This is a genomic window from Marinovum sp. PR37, assembly GCF_028807375.1.
In the GTDB taxonomy this organism is placed as follows: Bacteria; Pseudomonadota; Alphaproteobacteria; order Rhodobacterales; family Rhodobacteraceae; genus Marinovum; species Marinovum algicola.
Genome location: NZ_JARAML010000002.1, coordinates 115,687 through 135,597, shown reverse-complemented (window position 1 = coordinate 135,597; position 19,911 = coordinate 115,687). Strand labels below are relative to the sequence as shown.

The following is a 19,911-nucleotide window of genomic DNA, read 5'->3' as shown; positions in this document are numbered from 1 at the left end:
GTCCGGTTACCAGCGGTCGGGCGACACAGGTCGCCCGACCGAGGCGTAAGGATCAGTCTTCCGTAAGGCTTAGACGGCGAACATCAGCAGCAGAGCAACCAGGAACGAGAAGATGCCCAGGGCTTCTGCGAAGGCGATGCCGATGAAGAGGGTCGCGGTCTGCGAAGCAGCTGCGGAGGGGTTGCGCAGCGCGCCGGCCAGGTAGTTGCCTGCGACGTTGCCCACACCGATTGCGGCTGCGCCGGAACCGATAGCTGCGAGACCTGCGCCGATGTGTGCGAGTTGACCTTCCATGGGTGTATCTCCTTACGATTGGAAGTTGGAATTCAGGGGTGTTCCGGGCGGAGAGAAGCTCCGCCCATATTGCGTAGGGTGGGTTTCTCAACCCACCGCAGGCTTAGTGCGACGGGTGCAGTGCGTCCTTGAGGTACACGCATGTCAGGATGGTGAAGACATAGGCCTGGATGAAGGACACGAGGATTTCGAGACCGTACATCGCGGTGATCGCCACGACCGAGATCGGCGACACGACGGCGATGGCGGCAAAGCCGGCAAAGACCTTGATCACGGCGTGGCCGGCCATCAGGTTGCCCGCCAGACGAATGGAGTGGCTGACCGGGCGCACGAAGTAGGAAATCACCTCGATCACCGCCAGCACCGGGCGCAGCGCCAACGGCGCGGAAGCGACCCAGAACAGCCCGAGGAACTTGGAGCCGTTCTTGACAAAACCCACCACGGTCACGGTGACGAAGACCAGCAGCGCCAGCACCACGGTCACGGCGAAATGCGAGGTGGTGGTGAAGGACATCGGGATCAGGCCGAGGAAGTTGGCGAAGACGATGAACATGAATAGCGTCATGATATAGGGGAAGAACGCCAGCGCGTCCTTGCCGGCCACGTCTTCGACCATCTTGTAGACAAAGCCGTAGGCCAGCTCGCCGACCGACTGGGTGCGCGACGGGATGATCGCACGGCGCGAGGTGCCCAGCACCATCAGGGCCACGACCGCGAGCACCGCGAGGAACATCCAGAGCGTCACGTTGGTGATGGTGAACATGCCCACCTCGGAGCCGCCAAACAGCGGCTTGACGATGAATTGGTCCATCGGGTGGAAAACCAGCCCGCCCTCTTCGGCACCTTGCGCTTCAACCGCCATTATCGTCCCTCTCGTGCTCTCCGGCCGTGTCGGCCGATTGGTCCTTGGGCTGGAACTCCTTGGCCGTGCGCAGCATGGTCTGCACCCCGGCGGCAAAGCCCAGCAATGTAAACAGCACCAGAAAGATCGGCAGCGTGCCGAACAGGCTGTCGAGCCCGAATCCGATGCCAAAGCCGATCCCCAGACCGGCCACCAGTTCGATCACCATGCGCCAGCCCATCTGGGCCTGCGAATAATGCTCTTCCTGATGGGGTTTGGCCTCCCCGCCCTTGAGCTTGGCGATACGCTCGTCGAGCGCTTCCAGCCGCTTGCGATGCTCAAGGTCCGGCAAGCTGTCCCCCTTGGTAATTCCTGCCGCTGTGCTAAGGCGGTGGCGGCGGCGAGTCAATAAGCGGTGAGCGCCTTTGGTCCAGCCGTCAAGTTATTGATATTGCACGACCTTAGAGGAACCCCCGGCAAGCCTGTCAAACCGTCGCAGGCCGCGGGCGGGCCGATTGTGCCGCTTTGCCATATTCAACTGATCGGTTGATCTTGCCCGCTGCGCCACTTGACCGGGCCCGGCGCAGTGGCTACCTCGGCGGCTGTGACACCGACAGCCTCCCTCGACGCGGTCTTCGCCGCGCTTGCCGATCCCACCCGCCGCGCGATCCTGTCGATGCTGCTCGAGGATGACATGGCGGTGACCGATGTGGCCGATCCCTTCGACATGTCGCTGGCGGCGATCTCCAAGCACTTGATGATCCTGACCCGCGCCGGGCTGATCAGCCAGGAAAAGCGCGGCCGGGTGAAATGGTGCAAGCTGGAGCCTGACGCCCTGCGCGCCGCCAGTGTCTGGATGCAGGGCTTCGGCCAGTTCGAACCGGTCAACCTCGACGCTTTCGAGCGTTTTCTGGCGACGGAGCTGCCACAGCGAGAGTGACGGCTCAGGCCGGTGTGACCTCGCGCTGCGGCTCCGGCCGCAACAGGAGCACCAGCGCCAGCACCGTCAGCCCCACCCCGATCAGCACCAAGGGCACCGGCGCGCCATGGCCCAGCCCCAGCTCCCACAAGAGCACCCACGAGGGGGTGAGATAGGTATAGGCCATGACCTTGGAGGCCGGCAGCCGCAGTGAGGCGACTTGCAGCAGGATGAAGGTAGCGACGGTGGCGAAGGTCGCGATATAGGCCAGCGTGATCCAGACCAGCGGCGGCAGAGCGGCCCAGTCAGTGGCCCGCAGATCGCCCCAGCCATAGACCGCCACCAGCAGCGCCCCGGCAATCAGAATGCCGGTGGTGAAGACGACCGGCGGCTCGCCACGGTTGAGCCTGGCCATCAGCGGCGGATAGACGGCATGGCAGATGCAGCCGAGGAAATAGATCGCCTCCCCGCGTCCGATCTCGAATTGCACCAGCGCTGACCAGCTGCCTTGGAAGATCACCCAGAGTGCACCGCCGGCCCCCACCGCCAACCCCAGCGCGATGCGCGGCGTCAGGCGCTGGCGCATCAGCAGATAGCCGAAACCCGCCGCGATGATCGGGGTCAAGGTAAAGACCGCCGCTGCGCTCACCGGAGCCGCCGTCTTGAGGCCCTCGAACATCAGCACGAAATAGGTGGCGAAAAATCCCGCCAGCACGAAATAGCGCCAGGGCGCCGCCAGATGTGCCCGGCGAATCTGACCGGTGGCGATGGCCACCGCCCCGGTCAGGGTCGCGGCCAAAAGGAACCGCGCCGCCTGAAGCGCCGTCGGCGCGATCTCGTTCGCCACCAGCCCGCCAAGCGAAAAGGAACCGGCCACCAGCGCCGAGAAACACAACATGGCCAGATGGCCCTTGGACGCCTCAGTCATTCAGCGCGCAGCACTTTTCCCACTGTTTGGCATGGGATTTCAGATATTTCAGAAAGGCCTGGACCTTGGCCGCACGGTGCAGGTCGACATGAGTGACCAACCAGAGCTGCGAGGCCCATTCGTCGCGCGCCGGCATGATCTCGACCAGATCGGGGTGCCGCCTGGCCTCGAATACCGGCACGAACCCGATCCCCGCGCCGGCGACCACGGCTTCGGTGTTGGCGCGCATGTCAGTGCTGCGGAAGACACAGGCGCTTTCGGGCACCTGATCGCGCAGCCAGCGGTACATCGGCGCGCGGCTGTTGAGATCGTCGTGACAGACAATCCGGTGCTGCGCCAGATCGCTGTCGCGCTCGGGTTTGCCATGTGCCTTGACGTAGGCCTTCGAAGCATAAAGCGCGAAGGGATGGCGAAAGAAGGGCTGGACCACGTTGTCGGGCTGTTCCGGCGCCGATCCGGCGCGGATCGCCACATGCGCCTCGCCGTATTCCAGCCGGAACAGGCGGTCGCCGGTCAGATAGCGCAGCACCACATTGGGATAGTCGCGCTGGAACTCGGCCAGCACCGGAGCGAACATCCCCGCCATGCCGACCAGCGAGGTGACGACCAGCTCGCCCGAGACGCCCTCGCCCCGGCCCTTGATCCGGCCCTGCAACTGGTTGAATTGATCCTCGGTGGCCTGCGCCACCCGCAGCAGATCCTCGCCCGCCTCGGTCGGGGTATAGCCGCGGGCATGGCGCTGGAACAACTTGGCGCCGAGCTGCGCCTCGAGCGCGTCGATATGGCGGATCACCGTGGCATGATGCACCCCCAGCGCCTCGGCCGCGCCGCTGACCGTGCCGTGCAGGGCCACCTGAAACGCGGTGCGCACCTCTCCCCAATTGTCCATCAGATACCTCCACCGAATACTTATGTGCAAAAATCAACAAGTCCTGTTGATATGCGGCAATTGAGTTCATGAATGCAAGAGCCAACTCTAGGTGCAGATCAAACCCGGAGACATGACAATGACCACCACCCTTTTGCGCATCGACGCATCCGCCCGCAAGGCCGGCTCGGCCACCCGCGTTCTGACCGAGAGCCTGACCGAGACCCTGGCGCCCGAGCGGGTGATCACCCGCGACCTGGCCGAGACACCGCTGCCGCAGATCGACGAGACCTGGGTCGCTGCCAATTTCACCCCCGCCGCCGACCGCAGCGAGGCCCAGAACGCGCGCCTGGCGCAATCCGACGCGCTGGTGGCGGAATTGCAGGCGGCCGATACCATCGTGATCGGCCTGCCGGTCTACAACTTCGGCGTACCGGCCGCGCTCAAGGCCTGGATCGACCTCATCGCCCGCGCCGGCGTGACCTTCCGCTACACCGCAGAGGGCCCCGAAGGACTTTTGACCGGCAAGAAGGTGATCGTGGCCTTCGCCTCCGGCGGCGTGCAGCTGGGCTCGGATTACGATTTCGCCTCGACCTATCTGCGCCACGTGCTGGGCTTTGTCGGATTGACCGATGTGAGCATCATTACCGAACAGGCCGACGCCGCGCAGTTCGCGGCCTGATCCGGCGGCGCCGGGGGGCTTTGCCTCCCGGCCTGCGGCCTCCCCCACGGTATTTTCGAACTGAAGAAGACCGGATCGCGCAGGGCCGCGGCGGCGGTGCTTGACTCGCCGCCGCCTTTTGCCTATGCCCCGCGGCGATACCCGGAAGACTTGCACCTTCCGGTCCCTTGGGCTTTGCCCGGGATCGCCTCCCACCAGCGCGTTGCGCCCGTGGGGGCGTTTGTGCTTTGTGCGGTCGGCTCTTATGTGAGTTGACGAGGAAACCAGATCGGGAGGCTTGAGAGCCGCATGTTCGAGAACCTGTCAGACCGCCTCTCCGGCGTCTTCGACCGCCTGACCAAACAGGGTGCGCTGAGCGCCGATGACGTCAAGACCGCCCTGCGCGAGGTGCGGGTGGCGCTGCTCGAGGCCGACGTCTCGCTGCCGGTGGCGCGCAGCTTCATCAAGGCGGTCGAGGAAAAGGCCACCGGTGCCGCTGTCACGAAATCGGTCACGCCGGGCCAGCAAGTCGTCAAGATCGTCCATGACGAATTGATCGAGGTGCTGAAAGGCGAAGGCGAGCCCGGCACGCTGAAGATCGACAATGCCCCGGCGCCGATCCTGATGGTCGGCCTGCAAGGCTCGGGCAAGACCACCACCACCGGCAAGCTGGCCAAGCGGCTCAAGGACCGCGAAGGCAAGAAGGTGCTGATGGCCTCGCTCGACATCTATCGTCCGGCGGCAATGGATCAGCTGGCGGTGCTCGGCCAGCAGGTCGGCGTCGACACGCTGCCCATCGTCAAGGGCGAAAACGCGGTGCAGATCGCCAAGCGCGCCAGGCAGCAGGCCATGCTCGGCGGCTATGACGTCTATATGCTCGACACCGCCGGCCGCCTTCAGATCGACGACGTCCTGATGAAAGAGGTCGAGGACGTCCGTGATGTCGTCAGCCCGCGCGAGACGCTTCTGGTGGTCGACGGGCTGACCGGTCAGGTCGCCGTCGAGGTGGCGGAGGAATTCGACGGCAAGATCGGCATCTCCGGCGTGGTGCTGACGCGGATGGACGGCGACGGCCGTGGCGGCGCGGCGCTGAGCATGCGCGCGGTGACCGGCAAGCCGATCAAGTTCGTGGGCCTCGGCGAGAAGATGGACGCGCTCGAAACCTTCGAGCCTGAGCGGATCGCCGGCCGTATCCTTGGCATGGGCGACATCGTCGCGCTGGTCGAGAAGGCGCAGGAAACGCTGGAGATCGAACAGGCCGAGCGCATGATGAAGCGCTTCCAGAAAGGCCAGTTCAACTTCAACGACCTCAAGATGCAGATGGAGCAGATGCTCAAGATGGGCGGCATGGAGGGCATGATGTCGATGATGCCCGGCATGGGCAAGATGGCCAAACAGGTCGAGGACTCGGGATTCGACGACAAGGTGATCCGCCAGCAGATCGCGCTGATCAACTCGATGACCAAGAAGGAGCGCGCCAATCCCAAACTGCTTCAGGCCAGCCGCAAGAAGCGGATCGCCAAGGGCGCCGGCATGGAAGTTTCCGACCTCAACAAGCTCATGAAGATGCAGCGCCAGATGGGCGACATGATGAAGAAGATGGGCAAGATGGGCAAAGGCGGCATGTTGAAACAGGCGATGCGCGGCATGTTCGGCGGCAAGGGGGGGCTCCCCCCGGAAATGGCGCAGGGAATGGACCCCAAGGCGCTGGAAGCCGCGGCCAAGCAGATGGGCGCCGGCAAGGGGGGCGGTCTGCCCGGCCTTGGCGGCGGCGGCCTGCCCTCCGGTCTCAGCGGGTTCGGCAAGAAGAAGTAACCGATGCTCTCGCCTGTCACCCTCCCCTGCCCCGGCGCCGATATCGCTGCCGCCGCGCGTGCCACCCTGCCGGTGCTCGCGACAGAGCGGCTGTTGCTGCGCGCCCCGGAGGTGACGGATTTCGCCCTGTTCAGACGGCTGTTCTCGGCACCGTCGGCCAAGTTCATGGGCTCGGTTCCGGGCGATGACGCGATCTGGGCGCAGTTCACCAATTACGTGGCGGGCTGGCTGTTGCGCGGCGACGGCATGTTCACCGTCTGCCACGAAGGCGCACCGGTGGGCTTTGTCTTTGCCGGGGTCGAACCGGGCGACGAGGCGATCGAGCTGGGCTTTTTCATCGCTCCCGAAGCGCAGCGGCAGGGCTTTGCCTACGAGGCGGCGACGGCGGCGCTGGCGCACCTGCGATCGCTCGGCCCGGATCGGATCGTGAGCTACGTGGCGCCCGACAACCGGGCGAGCCGGGCGCTGGTGGCGCGGCTCGGCGGCAGCGAGACCGGCAGGCTCGACGGGGCATTGGTGTTTTCTTATCCGCTGGCCGATGCCGGCGCGCAGGAGGCCCGGCCATGAGCCTGCGGCTCGAAACCCAAAGGCTGATCCTGCGCCCGCCCGCGCCGCGCGACGTGCCGGCGATGACCGAGTTCTATGTCTCGGAACGGTCGCAATATGCCGGCGGCTTCGTGTCGCGCGCCAGGGCCTGGGGCCATGCGGCGGCGATCCTGGGCCATTGGCAGATCCGCGGCTACGGCCTCTGGATGGTGACCGAAAAGGCGGATGACACGGGCCTTGGCATGGTGGGGCCGTACTGCCCCGATGGCCGCCCCGAGACCGAAATCGGCTGGTGCCTGTTCGAAGCGGCCGAAGGCCGTGGCATCGCGGCCGAGGCCGCGCGGGCGGCCATTGCCGATGCCCGCGCGCGGCTGGGCTGGACCGAGATCGTGCATTACATCGCACCGGAGAACACCCGGTCGATCGCGCTGGCCGAACGGTTGGGCGCGGTGCTGGACATCGCCGCCGCGCAGCCCAAGCCCGACACCCCTTGCCTGGTCTACCGCCAGCCCGCGTCCGCCGGGCGCGACGGCCCCCAGACGGCCCGGGGCATCGACATGGAAATCAGCCACGACGCCGACCCGCTGTTACAGCCGAAAGGATATGCCCTTGACTGACGCCGTCACCCGCGCTGCCGCGCTGCTCAAAGGCCACCGCGAAAGCATCGACCGGCTTGATGCGATCCTCGTCTATACCCTGGGCGAGCGGTTCAAGCACACCCAGGCGGTGGGCAAGCTCAAGGCAGAACACGACCTGCCCGCCTCGGACCCGGACCGCGAGGCAAACCAGATCGCGCGGCTCGAGGACCTGGCGGTCCAGGCCGATCTCGACCCGGAATTTGCCAAGAAATTCCTCAACTTCATCATTGCTGAAGTCATTCAGCATCACAAGCAGCACCAATCCTGACCGGCGCTGCGCCGGTCACGACACGCCATTCAAAGGAGATACACCAATGGCCATCAAACTTCGTCTTGCACGTGGCGGTTCCAAGAAACGCCCTTTCTACCGCATCGTCGCCGCCGACAGCCGCATGCCGCGCGACGGCCGCTATATCGAAAAGCTGGGCACCTATAACCCGCTGCTGCCGAAAGACAGCGAAGACCGCGTGAAGATGGACATGGAGCGCGTGCAATACTGGCTCGACCAGGGCGCCCAGACCACCGACCGCGTGTCGCGTTTCCTCGAGGCGGCCGGCGTCGTCGAGAAGAAAGAGCGCGCCAACATGAAGAAGGCCGAGCCGGGCAAGAAAGCCCAGGAACGCGCCGAAGAGAAAGCCGCCAAGGCGGCCGAAGCGGCAGAAGCTCCGGCCGAGGAGTAATCGGTCGCCGGGGCCCGGGCGTCGCGCCCGGGCCTCTTTGCCTTCCGTGCCCATGCGCCTGCTCCGGTTGATCCTTTTTGTGATGGTTGCTTTCGTCTCGGGCGTGTTGTTCGAACGGCTGGAGCAGCGCGAGGCCTGTGAAACCGCCGGCGGGCAATGGCTGCGCGCCGGATATTGCGGAGAGATGTCCCGATGAGCGATCTGGTTTGTGTCGGCGCGATTGCGGGCGCCTTCGGCGTGCGCGGCGAGGTGCGCCTCAAGAGCTTTACCGCCGATCCCACCGCGATTGCCGAATACGCGCCGCTGACCACCGAGGACGGCGCGCGGAGCTTCGATCTCGATCTCGGCCGCCCGGTCAAGGGCGGCTTTGCCGCGCGGCTGTCGGGCGTGATGACCAAGGAACAGGCCGACGACCTGCGCGGCGTGCAGCTCTTTGCGCCGCGCGACCGGCTGCCGGACTTGCCGGATGATGAATATTACCACGCCGATCTGATCGGGGTGGAGGTCTTTGACACCGGCGGCGCGCCGCTGGGCCGGGTCAAGGCAGTGCACAACCACGGCGCCGACGATCTGCTGGAAATCCACGGCCCGGGGCTCAAGGCCACGGTGCTTCTGCCCTTTACGCTGGCCGCCGTGCCGACCGTCGATCTGGCCGCCGGTCGGATCGTCGCCGACCCGCCCGAAGGGCTCTTTCCCGACAAGGGCTAGGCAAAGGCCCCCCGCACCATCAAGGCGCGGATGTTGATCAGCTGCCGCTCGCGCCCGGGGCCGCGGTGATGCGCCTCTGCCGGGATCGCCGCCCAGGCCCTGAGCAGGCGATGCCGGGTGTAGAATCGCGCAATCTCCGGCGAGAGCGCCGGATATTCCGCCGCAAAGGCCCGTTCCCAAGGCTCCGGCATGAGCCGCAGCTCGGGCGGCAGACGCCGGACATGCAACAGCAGATCGGCCCAGAGTTCGCCGATGTCGCGGTCGGCGGGATGCTGGCGCAGGTTCTCGAAATCGATGCCGATGACCCTGCCTTCGTCAAAGAGCAGGTTGGCCAGGGTCAGATCGCCGTGCAGGCAGGCGCGCCGGACCTCGCGGCCCCGCAAGCCGTCGGCCAGGCTGCGAAGCTGCTCCAACGCCGCCGCATAGCCGGCGGGTTCGGCGCAATCGGGCGCCGGCGGCAGCCGGTCGACCGCGCCCCGGGCATCGAAACGGCCGGCGCTGACCTCGCGCGCGGCATGCAGCCGGTCGAGCCAGGCGGCGGCCCGGGCGAGGATCTCTTCCGGCGCCACGCCGGCCAGCAGCGCCATGCGCCCGGACCGCCCCGGCACGAACTCCAGCAACAGGGCCCGGCAGGCTTCGTCGAACCCCAGCAACCGCTGCGCCGCCAGCCCCGGGTGCCGGCGAAAGATCCGCGCAGCCTGGCGATGCGCCCGGACGATGCGGCGAAACCGGGGCAGATCGGCCTGCGGGAACAGCTTGAGCACCACATCCCCCACCCGCCAGACATCGGGGCCCAAGAGCTCGACATCGGTGGGACCGGTCTCGGGGCGCAGCGCGGCCCAGGCGCGCAGGGGCAGGTCGGCAAGGATCATGGCGGCATTGATGCGGCATTTGGCCGGGCGCGCAAGCCAGGGGGTCTTTGCAGGCGCAGATTGGCAGGCTAAGGAGCGCACATGACACAGCCAAAGTCCCCTCCGAGCAAGTCCCATGGCCGCAAGGCCGTGCGCCCGACCCTGACTCCGCAGCCGCTGATGACCGACACGCCGGACCTGCACGACGTCTGGCGGGCCAGCGTGATCACGCTGTTTCCCGAGATGTTTCCCGGCGTTCTGGGCGGATCGCTCACCGGGCGGGCGCTGAAGGACGGCAAATGGCAGCTCGACACCGTGCATCTGCGCGATTTCGGCGAGGGTCGGCACCGCAATGTCGACGACACCCCCGCCGGCGGCGGCGCCGGCATGGTGCTGCGCGCCGACATCATGGGCCGCGCCATCGAACATGCCTTGCGCAAGGGGCCCGGCCCGCTGATCTATCTCAGCCCGCGCGGCCGGCGCTTCGATCAGGCGATGGCCCGCAGCCTGGCCACCACGCCCGGCGCGATCTTCATCTGCGGCCGCTTCGAGGGGCTCGACCAGCGGGTGATCGAGCATTACGGCATCACCGAAGTCAGCCTTGGCGATTTTGTCATGACCGGCGGCGAGCTGGCGGCACAGGCGGTGATCGACGCCACGGTGCGGCTGCTGCCGGGCGTGCTGGGCAATGAAGCCAGCGCCGAAGAGGAAAGCTTTTCCAACGGCCTGTTGGAACATCCGCATTTTACCAAACCGGCGGATTGGCAAGGCCACAAGATCCCCGACGTGCTGCTCTCGGGCCATCATGGCGAGATCGCCAAATGGCGTCAGGCGCAGTCGGAAGCGATCACCCGGGCGCGCCGGCCCGACCTCTGGGAGGCCTGGCTGGCGCAGCAAGGGTGACAACACCGGCGGCCCGCGCGGCTACAACGACCGGCGGCCGGCCCGATCTGCGCGCCCTTGTTTTCGCCGTGCCTGCGCACGTCGACCGGCTGGGGGCTCTGCCCCCAGACCCCCGGGATATTTTGGCCAGAAGAAGCAGCCTGGCCCTGCGCTCCAGACAGATCGCGCGGATAATTCGGCGGAGCGCCGGCGGGACTGCCGATGGCGCGCCAAGGTGTCGAGACCCCGAGGCGGCCCTGGCAGCCTTCCTTGCGCCATCGGAGGCCTTGCCTGCGGAGGATTGCCGGGTCGGGCCGCTTTTCGCTTGAAAACTGCCCGGTTCTCTGGTTTACCGCGCGCATCCCGCGCCATGCCGGTTTTTGTCGATTCCCGTCTGCTTCTGGCGGGGCTTGCAAATGCCACCCTAGCAAGGCGTGTGACCGACGACAGCAAAGCCGACCTGATCTCTGGCGGGCGCGACATGCGGACCCGAGAGAAGACCGAGAGCTCTGAGGCCGACCACCTTCACGGGCAAAACCGTGAGCGACATAGGAGAGGATCAGATGGATCTGATCGCAGAACTCGAGGCGGAACAGATCGCCTCGCTCGGGAAGGAGATTCCCGATTTCAAGGCCGGCGACACCGTGCGCGTCGGCTACAAGGTGACCGAAGGCACCCGCACCCGGGTGCAGAACTACGAAGGCGTCTGCATCAGCCGCAAGAACGGCGAAGGCATTGCCGGATCGTTCACCGTCCGCAAGATTTCCTTTGGCGAAGGCGTGGAACGTGTGTTCCCGCTCTATTCGACCAACATCGACAGCATCACCGTGGTGCGCCGTGGCCGTGTCCGCCGTGCCAAGCTGTACTACCTGCGCTCGCGCCGCGGCAAATCGGCCCGCATCGCCGAGGACGCAAACTACAAGCCCAAGTCTTCGGGCGCCGAAGCGTAAGGAGTGGCGAGATGAAAAAAGACACCCATCCCGATTACCACGTCATCGACGTCAAGATGACCGATGGCACCGTCGTCCAAATGCGCACCACCTGGGGCAAGGAAGGCGACACCATGACGCTGGACATCGATCCCAGCGCGCACCCGGCCTGGACCGGCGGCAACACCCGCCTGATGGACCAGGGCGGCCGCGTGTCGAAGTTCAAGAAGAAATACGAGGGCCTCGGGTTCTAAGCACCCGTGCATTCCACGCGTTTTGTGGCTGCCCCCGGAACCTCCGCGGGCAGCCATTTTCATTTGTGCCTGCTCTTTTGTGAAAGCGAGTTTAACCATGTCGACCCTCTCCCTCTCCCGCGCGCCCTCGCTTTGGCGCGAAGGCCTGATCCTCGGCGCGCTGGTCATTCCCGGCCCCTTTGCGGTGGACATGTTCCTGCCGGCCATGCCCGACATCACCCGCGATCTCGGTGCCTCGGTCGCCGCGACGCAGATGACGCTGACCGCCTATTTCATCGCCTTCGGCCTGGCGCAGATGATCTATGGCCCCTGGTCGGATGCCGCGGGGCGCAAACCGCCGATCTATGCCGGGCTGGGGGTCTTCCTGCTGGGCACGCTGGCCTGTGCCCTGGCGCCGTCGATCGGCGTGCTGATCGCGGCGCGGGTGGTGCAGGCGATCGGCGCGGCGGTGTTGATGGTGGTGCCGCGCGCGATCATCCGTGACCGGCACACCGGCGATGCGGCGACCCGGATGATGGCGATGATCATGCTGGTGATGTCGGTCTCGCCGATGCTGGCGCCGCTCGCGGGCAGTCTGATCATGGGGGTCGGCAGCTGGCGGATGATCTTCGGCGTTCTGGTCGCCGCCGGCGGCCTGGCGCTGGTGCTGAGCCTGCGCGCCCTGCCCGAGACCCTGGTGCCGGAGGCACGCCAGCCGGTCAACCTCGGCTCGATGCGGCGCGGCATCGCGCTCCTGTCGCGCGATCCGGTGTTCATGGGGCTGACCTTGGTCGGCGGTTTCGGCATGGCGAGCTTTTTTGTCTACCTGGCGATGTCGCCCTTTGTCTTTACCGGCGCCTACGGGCTCAGCCCGCAGCAGTTCAGCCTGGCCTTTGCGGTCAATGCCATGGGCTTCATCGCCGCCTCGCAATTCGCCGCCACCCTGGGCGCCCGCTTTGGCGCGGCGCGGGTGGTGATCTGGGCGACCTTCGGCTTTGCCGGCTTTGCGGTGCTGCTTGGTTTCTGGGCGTTTCTCGGCGCGGTGCCGCTGTTCGGGCTGATCCTCGGGCTGGCGCTGGGCAATGCCTGCCTCGGCCTCGTGGTGCCGACCTCGATGGTGCTGGCGCTGGACCCGCACGGGCCGATCGCCGGTCTCGCCTCGTCCTACGGCGGCACGTTGCAGATGGTGGTGGGCGGTGTGATGATCGGGCTGACCGGGCTGGTCTTTGACGGCACGCCCGAACGGCTGATCCTGGCCATCCTGATCTGTGCACTGCTGGCGGTTGCGACCGTGCTGGCGACGCGCGGCGGCCGCGCGCGGGGCTGACAGCGCCGGGTTTCGCCGCGCCTGCGGGGTCGACCGGCCGGGAGGCTTTGCCCCCGGACCCCGGGCCGCCCCGATTCGCACACCGGGGGGGCTTTGCCCCCCGAACCCTTCCCACCGGCATTTGCAAACAGAAGAATACCGGATCGGCGAAAAACCCCGCGCGGGCTCTTGTACGTGCTCCGGGTTGATGGGAATAAGCGGCCACTCAGAGCAGCAGGTGTCAGGGCAGAGAGGCTAACCCATGGCGCACAAGATCGTTGTCGGCAATGAAAAGGGCGGCGCGGGGAAATCCACCGTGTCGATGCATGTGGCCACCGCATTGGCGCGGATCGGGCACAGCGTCGGCGTGGTCGATCTCGACCTGCGCCAGAAGACGTTCGGCCGCTACATGCACAACCGGCTGAGCCATATGGCCGAGGCCGGGCTGGCGCTGCCGACACCGCAATATCACGACGTGCCGGCCACCGAAGGCGACGAAGACGCCAAGATCCACGGCGCGCTCGCGGCCTTGGAACCGGTCTGCGACTTCGTGCTGATCGACTGCCCCGGCTCGCACACCCGGCTGAGCCAGCTGGCGCATTCGCTGGCCGACACCCTGGTGACGCCGCTGAACGACAGCTTCGTCGATTTCGACCTGCTGGCCCATATCGACACCGAAGGCGACAAGATCACCGGGCCATCGGTCTATTCCGAGATGGTCTGGCGCGCCCGCCAGGAGCGCGCCGTCGCCGGCGGCAAGCCGATCGACTGGGTGGTGCTGCGCAACCGGGTGGGCGCGCAGCAGATGGTCAACAAGATGAAGATGGAACAGGCGGTGCAGAAGCTGTCAAAGCGGATCGGCTTTCGCGTCGCACCCGGATTTTCCGAACGGGTGGTGTTTCGCGAGCTGTTTCCCCGCGGGCTGACGCTGCTCGATCTCAAGGATGCCGGGGTGCGCCAGCTCAACATGTCGAATATCGCCGCGCGGCAGGAATTGCGCGAGCTGATCAAGGCGCTGAACCTGCCCGGGGTCGCGGTCAACTTCTGACCACAGGCGGCGGAGCGCTCACGTCGCGGTGATCGCGCCCGTGGCGGGGTTCTCTCGCGCCGCTCAGGCAGGCAAGCTGGGGCGACGAGACCTTCAAGGGCCTGCCGATGCTGAACCGCCGCAGATTTCTGACCGCCGCCGCCACCGCGCCGTTCCTGCGCCCGGCGCGGGCCGCCGGCGATGCGCCGGATTTTGCCACAAGAGACGCCGCCCGGGCCTGGCGCGCGGCGGGCGGCCGGCTGGACGCGGGCCAGCGTTTTACCGCCGGCGGCATTGGCTATCTCTGGCAACCGGGCGCGCGCTGGATCCCCGACATGGCCGACGTGGTGCCGCTGGGCGCCCCCCGGCCGGAGCATTTCGGCGCCCTGCCCGACCTGCGCTGGCGACAGCTGCGCGAGGGCGACCTCGACGGGCTGAACGGCGCCGTCTACGGGCCGCTGCGCGCGGGCGGCAGCAATGCGATCAACGGCTTCCTGCTGGCCGATCGCTATGCCCGCGCGCAGGGCGCCGGCCGCTGCCGGGCCGAAGGCGATTACCTGGTGCGCAGCTACAGCCGCGTCCGGGCCGGTGGCCGCGAGGACCGCTGGGCCTTTCCCTTCTTTGCAGAGCGGCCCGAGCAAATCCGCGTCGCGCTCTATCGTGCCGAGGTCTTTGCAGCGCTGCGCCATGACCCCGGGCTGGACCGCGCCGCGCTGGCCGAGCAGGTGCATGTCGAGCTGTCGCCCGCCGACTATGAGATCGAGCTGTCCCCCGACGGGCTGGGCGGCGTGCTACATTACCGGCCGGAGGCGGGCCAGTATATCGACATCTGCCGGCAGTTCGACCTGACCGCCGAATGGCGGCACAGCGGCGTGCTCTGGACCGATTTCCAGACCTTTCAATGCGGCCTGAACCTCGCGGCCTCGGGGGCCGCCTGGGAGGGTGACCGGATCATCGGACGGTACAGCTACTACGGCTCGAAACCGGCGAACCGCGGACAGAATGGCGTCGTGGCCGGGGCGATCACCGGCTATTACACCACCGAGGCCCAGCCGCGCCGGCGCGATGTCCGGCTGCGGGCGCGAGTGTGCCGTGCGGCCTCGGTGCGGGGCGACGAGAACGACCGTTATGTCGACAGCGACCCCTCGATCCTGACCGCCGCAGTCGGCTGGATCGACAGCCCGGTGTTTCAGGTCGGCACATTCGGCCGCACCAACACGCCGAGCAACATGTTGTTTCTGGCCCATTGGAGCGGCCGTTACCGGCCGCCCGCCGGGCGCGAGACGCTCGACAAGGCCGGCTATCCGCTGACCGAAACCTGGCACCCGGAGAATGTGACGCTGGAGTTTCTCAGCCCGATCGACCGGGCGACACATGGCTTTACCAAGGGCTGGGAACTGGCCGCCGTGGCCGGGGCTCATGTCGGCCGGGCAGAGCATGTCGGGGTCAGCCATCCCTATTGGATCGGGGTCGGCGATGTCTCGGATGCCTTTGCCAATCCGGCCCAGCGCGGGCGGGTGAACCGCGCGCCGATCCGGGTGGGCCACCAGACCGCGATCGAGATCGCGCCCGATCCGGAGACGGAATATTATGGCGTGCTCTACAAGGGCACCGGCACGTCGAAATTCGAAACCTATCCCGGCACCGACATCGCCGTGCAGCGCCATGGCGAGCTCAACGTCACCTGCGAGGGCCACAGCATCGCGGCGGTGCAGGGCACGCTCGAAGCAATCCGCCTGCGCCAGTTCCGTGGCCGGGTCGATCTGGGCGATTGCTGGCTGACCGGCGCGCGAAAGGCGCTTTACGCGCTCGGGGGCGAAGGCCGCTGGACCGCGCGCATTCATCGGTACGACGGGCTGATCCACAGCCAGAACCACGCCTTTGGGCGGCTGGAGGGACCAGTCTTTGCCGGCACGGCCGAGCGCCGCACCGGGCCGCCGGACCGAGGCGGGCCAGCGGTCTTTGCCGAAGGTCAGGTCTTTGCCACGCGCACGCGGGCGGCGGCGCATGCCGGCGCGCAATGGCTCCCGATCGAGGCGCTGAGCGATCCCTGGCACGATATCAACGCCGGCGACAGGCTGGATATCGCGGCGCCGGACGGCAGGCTCATCAGCGTCTATGCCACCGGGCTTTTCGTCAATGGGACGGTCCGGATCGGGATCACCCCGCTGCCGCTGGACGTCGCGGCGGGAACGACGGTCAGGATCGATCAGAGCGCGGGGCTGGAAATCGCAAGCGCGCCGCGAACCGCCACGCGCTTGCGGCTTTTCACTTCGGTCGGGCGGATAAGACGCGCCCCGTTCTGAGCAGGTGCCGCGTCAATGCAGCATTGGCCCCTGCCGACAAACAGGCGCCCGTGAAGGCCGGAAAACGGAAAACCTCTTGACTCGATGTGGAACGTTCCACTAATGATATGGAACGTTCCAACGAACAGGAGGGCAGAGCGTGATTTGGGCACTTTCCGGCGCCAGTACGATCGCCAGCCAATACATGATCGGCGCGCTGCGCGCGCAGGAGGGTGGCACGGTCCGCTGGGTGGTCAGCGGTTCCGAGGATCACGCCAGACGTTATGCGCAGAGCCACGACATTCCGCACAGCGGCACCGATCTGGCCGCCGCGCTGGAGGATCCGGCGGTCGAGGCGGTCTACATCTCTTCGACCAATGAAAAGCACCATGCCCAGGCGATGGCGGCGATCGCGGCCGGCAAGCATGTGCTCTGCGAAAAGCCGCTGGCCCTGAGTGTCGCTGAGGCCGCGGAAATGATCGCCGCCGCGCGCGCCGCGGGTGTCACTCTCGGCGTCAATCACCACCTGCGCCACGCCGGCAGCCACCGTGCCATTCGCGAGGCCATCGCCTCGGGCCGGCTGGGCCGTATCCTGTCGCTGCGGGTCTTTCATGCCGTGCACCTGCCCGAGCATCTGCGCGGCTGGCGGCTCGACAATCCGGCGGCCGGCGGCGGGGTGATCCCCGACATCACCGTGCACAACGCCGATACCGTGCGCTTCCTGTTGCAGGAAGACCCGGCGTCGGTAATCGCCGAGTCCGCCGTCTCGGGCATGGGCCAGGGCGTCGAAGACAGCGCCATGTCGGTCTGGAGCATGCCCTCGGGCGCAATGGTGTTCAGCCACGAGAGTTTTACCCACCCGCATACCACCTCGGGGCTCGAGGTGCATGGCACCGAAGGCTCGCTGATCGCGCGGGATGTCATGGCGCAGGATCCGAAAGGCGCGCTGGAGCTGATCACCGCCGCGGGCCGCAGCGCCCTGCCCTTCGACACGACCAGCCTTTACGAGACCGCCGTGCGCCGGTTCGAAGCGGCCGCGCGTGACGGTCGTGAGGCCAGCGCCTCGGGCACCGACGGGCTGAAATCGCTGATGATTGCGCTGGCGGTGCGCGATGCCGCGCAGAGCGGCACCCGCCAAAGCCTCGATTACGGAGTAGCCTCATGACCAAGATCGTCACCCCCGAAACGGCGGCGGCACGCATTCCCGACGGCGCTGTCGTCACCGTCTCGTCCTCATCGGCGCTGGGCTGCCCCGACCGCATGCTCGAAGCCATCGGCACGCGGTTCGACAGCGAGGGCCATCCGCGCGACCTGACCACCATCCACCCGATTGCCGCCGGCGACATGTACGGCATCAAGGGCGTCGACCACATTGCCAAGGACGGGCTTCTGGCGCGGGTTCTCGGCGGCTCTTACCCCTCGGGCCCCTCGTCCAAGCCGATGCCCGAGATCTGGAAGATGGTCGTCGAAGACCGCGTGGCGGCCTACAACGTGCCCTCCGGCATCCTCTTTGACATGACCCGCGAGGCGGCGGCGAAGCGGCCCGGCGTGCTGACCAAGGTGGGGCTGGATACCTTTGTCGATCCCCGCCGCGAAGGCTGCGCGATGAACGACCGGGGCGCCGCGGCGCCGATTGTCAAGCGCGTCGAGTTCGATGGCGATACCTGGCTGCATTTCCCAAATATCGTGCCCGATGTCGCCATCCTGCGCGCTACCACGGCGGATGAACACGGCAACCTGACCTATGAGCACGAAGGCGCCTATCTGGGCGGGCTGGAACAGGCGATCTGCGTGCGCAATCACGGCGGGCTGGTGATTGCCCAGGTCAGCCGGGTCACCAAACGCGGCTCGCTGCGGCCGCATGATGTGCGGGTGCCGGGGCATCTGGTCGATCTGGTGGTGATCGACGAAGATCAGAAGCAGACCTGTGAGACGCCGTATGACCCGGCGATCTCGGGCCAGGTGATGCGCCCTTGGGAGAGTTTTGCCCTGGCCGAACATGGTGTCGAAAAGGTCATCGCCCGGCGCGCGGCGATGGAGCTGCGCCCCGGCATGTCGGCCAACCTCGGCTTCGGCATCAGCGCCATGGTGCCGCGCATCCTGCTCGAGGAGGGCCAGCCCGAGGCAGTGACCTGGGCCATCGAACAGGGCGCCGTGGGCGGCATGCCGCTGACCGGTTTCGCCTTTGGCTGCGCCTCCAACGCCGATGCTTTCGTGCCCTCGCCGCAGCAATTCATCTATTTCCAGGGCGGCGGTTTCGACGTGTCCTTCCTGTCCTTCCTCGAGGTCGATGTCGAGGGCAACGTCAACGTTTCGAAACTTGGCAAGAAACCCTATCTGACGGCCGGCTGTGGCGGCTTCGTCGACATCACGGCGGGGGCGAAGAAGATCGTCTTCTCCGGCTGGTTCGAGGCCGGCGCCAAGGTCGAACTGACCGATCAGGGCATTCGGATCGCCGCCCCGGGCAAGTTCACCAAGATGGTGGAAGCGGTTGAACATGTGACCTTTTCCGGCAAACGCGCGCGGGAGCTAGAGCAGGAAATCCTCTATGTCACCGAACGCTGCGTGATCCGCCTGACCGATCAGGGTCTCGTGGCCACCGAGATCATGCCGGGCATCGACCCCGCGCGCGATATCGTCGCGGCCTCCGGCGGGCGGGTCCGGGTGGCCCAGGATGCCGTCACCCTGCCGCTGTCACTGCTGGCGGATGCGCCGATGGGATGGGGCCAATGAGCGGCGTCCGGTTCGAACAACGGGGCCGCATCGCCGAACTCAGGCTCGACAACCCGGCCAAGATGAACGCGCTGACTGTCGAAATGCTGGGCGCGCTCTCGACGCATCTCGAGCGGATCGAGCGCGATCCAGCGATCGCTGCCGTGATGCTCACAGCCGAAGGCGACCGCGCCTTCTGCACCGGGGCCGACATCAACGGCTGGGGCGATCTGACACCGGCCGAATTCGCCCGCCACTGGGTACGCGACGGCCACCGCATCTTTGACCGGCTGGCGCGGCTGTCGAAGCCGACCCTTGCCGTGCTCAACGGCCATGCCTTCGGCGGCGGGCTGGAGCTGGCGGCGGCCTGCGACCTGCGGGTGATGGCCCCCAAGGCGGCTCTGGCCCTGCCCGAGGCCGGCGTCGGTATCGTGCCGGGCTGGTCCGGCACCCAGCGGCTCCTGCGGCTTTTGCCCGAGCCGATGGTCAAGGAGATGGCGCTCTTTGGGCACCGCATCAAAGCCGACCGGGCGCTGGCCTGTGGCTTTGTTGCCGCCGTCGACGAGGACCCCCGCGCCGCGGCGCTGGCGTTGCTGGAGCGCGCCGTCGCCCTCTCGCCGCGCGCGGTCGAAATTGCCAAGACGATGATCCATGCCGCCCAAGGTGAGGATCGGGCCGCCATGGTCGAGGCGCTGGGCAGCGCCGCCATCGCCGCCACCGACGATCGCGCCGAGGGCGTCGCCGCCTTCCGCGACAAACGCACACCAGATTTCTCGGGAAAGTAAGTC

The 19,911-nt window shown here is 66.8% G+C and carries 23 protein-coding genes; 17 read left to right on the top strand and 6 right to left on the bottom strand.

Annotation, left to right across the window (positions count from 1 at the left end):
- Positions 1-69: 69 nt before the first annotated feature.
- The 3 genes from PVW49_RS02225 to PVW49_RS02215 all read right to left on the bottom strand — a co-directional run bounded on the left by PVW49_RS02225 (position 70) and on the right by PVW49_RS02215 (position 1,487).
- Positions 70-294: a F0F1 ATP synthase subunit C gene (locus PVW49_RS02225; RefSeq protein WP_022572950.1), complete on the bottom strand. Its 225-nt coding sequence runs from the start codon at positions 292-294 to the stop codon at positions 70-72.
- 103 nt (positions 295-397) lie between these two features.
- Positions 398-1,156: a F0F1 ATP synthase subunit A gene (locus PVW49_RS02220; protein WP_048530166.1), complete on the bottom strand. Its 759-nt coding sequence runs from the start codon at positions 1,154-1,156 to the stop codon at positions 398-400.
- Positions 1,146-1,487, bottom strand: coding sequence for an AtpZ/AtpI family protein (locus PVW49_RS02215; RefSeq protein ID WP_048530162.1), 342 nt, complete (start codon positions 1,485-1,487; stop codon positions 1,146-1,148). The genes PVW49_RS02220 and PVW49_RS02215 overlap by 11 nt, the downstream gene beginning before the upstream one ends.
- 252 nt (positions 1,488-1,739) lie before the next feature.
- On the opposite strand from PVW49_RS02215, the gene PVW49_RS02210 reads away from it, so the two are divergent.
- Positions 1,740-2,075, top strand: a complete 336-nt coding sequence (locus PVW49_RS02210) for an ArsR/SmtB family transcription factor (protein ID WP_048530161.1) — start codon at positions 1,740-1,742, stop codon at positions 2,073-2,075.
- 4 nt (positions 2,076-2,079) lie between these two features.
- On the opposite strand, the gene PVW49_RS02205 is transcribed toward PVW49_RS02210, so the two are convergent.
- A complete protein-coding gene (locus PVW49_RS02205) occupies positions 2,080-2,982 on the bottom strand; it encodes a DMT family transporter (RefSeq protein WP_274589784.1) in 903 nt (300 codons plus the stop codon).
- A complete protein-coding gene (locus PVW49_RS02200) occupies positions 2,975-3,871 on the bottom strand; it encodes a LysR family transcriptional regulator (RefSeq protein WP_048530159.1) in 897 nt (298 codons plus the stop codon). The genes PVW49_RS02205 and PVW49_RS02200 overlap by 8 nt, the downstream gene beginning before the upstream one ends.
- A 118-nt stretch (positions 3,872-3,989) precedes the next feature.
- Between PVW49_RS02200 and PVW49_RS02195 the strand changes: the two genes are divergently transcribed.
- The 7 genes from PVW49_RS02195 to rimM all read left to right on the top strand — a co-directional run bounded on the left by PVW49_RS02195 (position 3,990) and on the right by rimM (position 8,898).
- Positions 3,990-4,532 (top strand): FMN-dependent NADH-azoreductase, encoded by a 543-nt coding sequence (locus tag PVW49_RS02195; RefSeq protein ID WP_274589783.1) that lies wholly within the window; start codon positions 3,990-3,992, stop codon positions 4,530-4,532.
- Between the two features lie 288 nt (positions 4,533-4,820).
- Positions 4,821-6,326, top strand: coding sequence for a signal recognition particle protein (ffh, locus tag PVW49_RS02190; protein WP_274589782.1), 1,506 nt, complete (start codon positions 4,821-4,823; stop codon positions 6,324-6,326).
- Positions 6,327-6,329: 3 nt separating this feature from the next.
- Positions 6,330-6,893, top strand: a complete 564-nt coding sequence (locus PVW49_RS02185; RefSeq protein ID WP_274565576.1) for a GNAT family N-acetyltransferase — start codon at positions 6,330-6,332, stop codon at positions 6,891-6,893.
- Complete coding sequence (locus PVW49_RS02180; RefSeq protein WP_274589781.1) at positions 6,890-7,489, top strand: GNAT family N-acetyltransferase; 600 nt, start codon at positions 6,890-6,892, stop codon at positions 7,487-7,489. Before PVW49_RS02185 ends, PVW49_RS02180 begins: the two co-directional genes overlap by 4 nt.
- A complete protein-coding gene (locus PVW49_RS02175; protein WP_048530151.1) occupies positions 7,482-7,778 on the top strand; it encodes a chorismate mutase in 297 nt (98 codons plus the stop codon). Before PVW49_RS02180 ends, PVW49_RS02175 begins: the two co-directional genes overlap by 8 nt.
- Positions 7,779-7,824: 46 nt before the next feature.
- Positions 7,825-8,190 carry a 30S ribosomal protein S16 gene (gene rpsP / locus PVW49_RS02170; protein ID WP_048530149.1) on the top strand — a complete coding sequence of 122 codons (366 nt, stop codon included), beginning with the start codon at positions 7,825-7,827 and terminating at the stop codon, positions 8,188-8,190.
- A gap of 192 nt (positions 8,191-8,382) precedes the next feature.
- Positions 8,383-8,898, top strand: coding sequence for a ribosome maturation factor RimM (gene rimM / locus PVW49_RS02165; protein WP_048530148.1), 516 nt, complete (start codon positions 8,383-8,385; stop codon positions 8,896-8,898).
- Here the strand turns inward: rimM and PVW49_RS02160 are convergent.
- Positions 8,895-9,770, bottom strand: a complete 876-nt coding sequence (locus PVW49_RS02160; protein ID WP_274589780.1) for a phosphotransferase — start codon at positions 9,768-9,770, stop codon at positions 8,895-8,897. The genes rimM and PVW49_RS02160 overlap by 4 nt on opposite strands.
- 81 nt (positions 9,771-9,851) lie before the next feature.
- Between PVW49_RS02160 and trmD the strand changes: the two genes are divergently transcribed.
- The 9 genes from trmD to PVW49_RS02115 all read left to right on the top strand — a co-directional run bounded on the left by trmD (position 9,852) and on the right by PVW49_RS02115 (position 19,908).
- Positions 9,852-10,652, top strand: a complete 801-nt coding sequence (trmD, locus tag PVW49_RS02155) for a tRNA (guanosine(37)-N1)-methyltransferase TrmD (RefSeq protein WP_048530146.1) — start codon at positions 9,852-9,854, stop codon at positions 10,650-10,652.
- A gap of 542 nt (positions 10,653-11,194) precedes the next feature.
- The gene (gene rplS, locus PVW49_RS02150; RefSeq protein WP_048530144.1) at positions 11,195-11,581 is read left to right on the top strand and encodes a 50S ribosomal protein L19; all 387 of its coding nucleotides are present in this window, start codon (positions 11,195-11,197) and stop codon (positions 11,579-11,581) included.
- Between the two features lie 11 nt (positions 11,582-11,592).
- Positions 11,593-11,814: a 50S ribosomal protein L31 gene (gene rpmE / locus PVW49_RS02145; protein ID WP_048530142.1), complete on the top strand. Its 222-nt coding sequence runs from the start codon at positions 11,593-11,595 to the stop codon at positions 11,812-11,814.
- 97 nt (positions 11,815-11,911) lie between these two features.
- Entirely contained in the window at positions 11,912-13,120 is a 1,209-nt protein-coding gene (locus tag PVW49_RS02140; RefSeq protein WP_274589779.1) for a multidrug effflux MFS transporter, read from the top strand.
- Between the two features lie 241 nt (positions 13,121-13,361).
- Complete coding sequence (locus tag PVW49_RS02135) at positions 13,362-14,147, top strand: division plane positioning ATPase MipZ (protein ID WP_074834525.1); 786 nt, start codon at positions 13,362-13,364, stop codon at positions 14,145-14,147.
- Between the two features lie 107 nt (positions 14,148-14,254).
- Positions 14,255-16,432 carry a hypothetical protein gene (locus PVW49_RS02130; RefSeq protein ID WP_074834524.1) on the top strand — a complete coding sequence of 726 codons (2,178 nt, stop codon included), beginning with the start codon at positions 14,255-14,257 and terminating at the stop codon, positions 16,430-16,432.
- Positions 16,433-16,571: 139 nt separating this feature from the next.
- Positions 16,572-17,576, top strand: a complete 1,005-nt coding sequence (locus tag PVW49_RS02125) for a Gfo/Idh/MocA family protein (protein ID WP_074834522.1) — start codon at positions 16,572-16,574, stop codon at positions 17,574-17,576.
- Entirely contained in the window at positions 17,573-19,144 is a 1,572-nt protein-coding gene (locus PVW49_RS02120) for an acyl CoA:acetate/3-ketoacid CoA transferase (protein ID WP_274589778.1), read from the top strand. Before PVW49_RS02125 ends, PVW49_RS02120 begins: the two co-directional genes overlap by 4 nt.
- Complete coding sequence (locus PVW49_RS02115; RefSeq protein ID WP_274589777.1) at positions 19,141-19,908, top strand: enoyl-CoA hydratase/isomerase family protein; 768 nt, start codon at positions 19,141-19,143, stop codon at positions 19,906-19,908. Before PVW49_RS02120 ends, PVW49_RS02115 begins: the two co-directional genes overlap by 4 nt.
- The last annotated feature ends 3 nt before the right edge of the window (positions 19,909-19,911 follow it).

Bases quoted from the DNA above. Each gene is read 5' to 3' on its own strand.
- PVW49_RS02225 (WP_022572950.1), bottom strand. From the start codon at position 294: ATGGAAGGTCAACTCGCACACATCGGCGCAGGTCTCGCAGCTATCGGT.
- PVW49_RS02220 (WP_048530166.1), bottom strand. From the start codon at position 1,156: ATGGCGGTTGAAGCGCAAGGTGCCGAAGAGGGCGGGCTGGTTTTCCAC.
- PVW49_RS02205 (WP_274589784.1), bottom strand. From the start codon at position 2,982: ATGACTGAGGCGTCCAAGGGCCATCTGGCCATGTTGTGTTTCTCGGCG.
- PVW49_RS02200 (WP_048530159.1), bottom strand. From the start codon at position 3,871: ATGGACAATTGGGGAGAGGTGCGCACCGCGTTTCAGGTGGCCCTGCAC.
- PVW49_RS02195 (WP_274589783.1), top strand. From the start codon at position 3,990: ATGACCACCACCCTTTTGCGCATCGACGCATCCGCCCGCAAGGCCGGC.
- ffh (WP_274589782.1), top strand. From the start codon at position 4,821: ATGTTCGAGAACCTGTCAGACCGCCTCTCCGGCGTCTTCGACCGCCTG.
- PVW49_RS02185 (WP_274565576.1), top strand. From the start codon at position 6,330: ATGCTCTCGCCTGTCACCCTCCCCTGCCCCGGCGCCGATATCGCTGCC.
- PVW49_RS02180 (WP_274589781.1), top strand. From the start codon at position 6,890: ATGAGCCTGCGGCTCGAAACCCAAAGGCTGATCCTGCGCCCGCCCGCG.
- rpsP (WP_048530149.1), top strand. From the start codon at position 7,825: ATGGCCATCAAACTTCGTCTTGCACGTGGCGGTTCCAAGAAACGCCCT.
- rimM (WP_048530148.1), top strand. From the start codon at position 8,383: ATGAGCGATCTGGTTTGTGTCGGCGCGATTGCGGGCGCCTTCGGCGTG.
- PVW49_RS02160 (WP_274589780.1), bottom strand. From the start codon at position 9,770: ATGATCCTTGCCGACCTGCCCCTGCGCGCCTGGGCCGCGCTGCGCCCC.
- trmD (WP_048530146.1), top strand. From the start codon at position 9,852: ATGACACAGCCAAAGTCCCCTCCGAGCAAGTCCCATGGCCGCAAGGCC.
- rplS (WP_048530144.1), top strand. From the start codon at position 11,195: ATGGATCTGATCGCAGAACTCGAGGCGGAACAGATCGCCTCGCTCGGG.
- rpmE (WP_048530142.1), top strand. From the start codon at position 11,593: ATGAAAAAAGACACCCATCCCGATTACCACGTCATCGACGTCAAGATG.
- PVW49_RS02140 (WP_274589779.1), top strand. From the start codon at position 11,912: ATGTCGACCCTCTCCCTCTCCCGCGCGCCCTCGCTTTGGCGCGAAGGC.
- PVW49_RS02135 (WP_074834525.1), top strand. From the start codon at position 13,362: ATGGCGCACAAGATCGTTGTCGGCAATGAAAAGGGCGGCGCGGGGAAA.
- PVW49_RS02130 (WP_074834524.1), top strand. From the start codon at position 14,255: ATGCTGAACCGCCGCAGATTTCTGACCGCCGCCGCCACCGCGCCGTTC.
- PVW49_RS02120 (WP_274589778.1), top strand. From the start codon at position 17,573: ATGACCAAGATCGTCACCCCCGAAACGGCGGCGGCACGCATTCCCGAC.
- PVW49_RS02115 (WP_274589777.1), top strand. From the start codon at position 19,141: ATGAGCGGCGTCCGGTTCGAACAACGGGGCCGCATCGCCGAACTCAGG.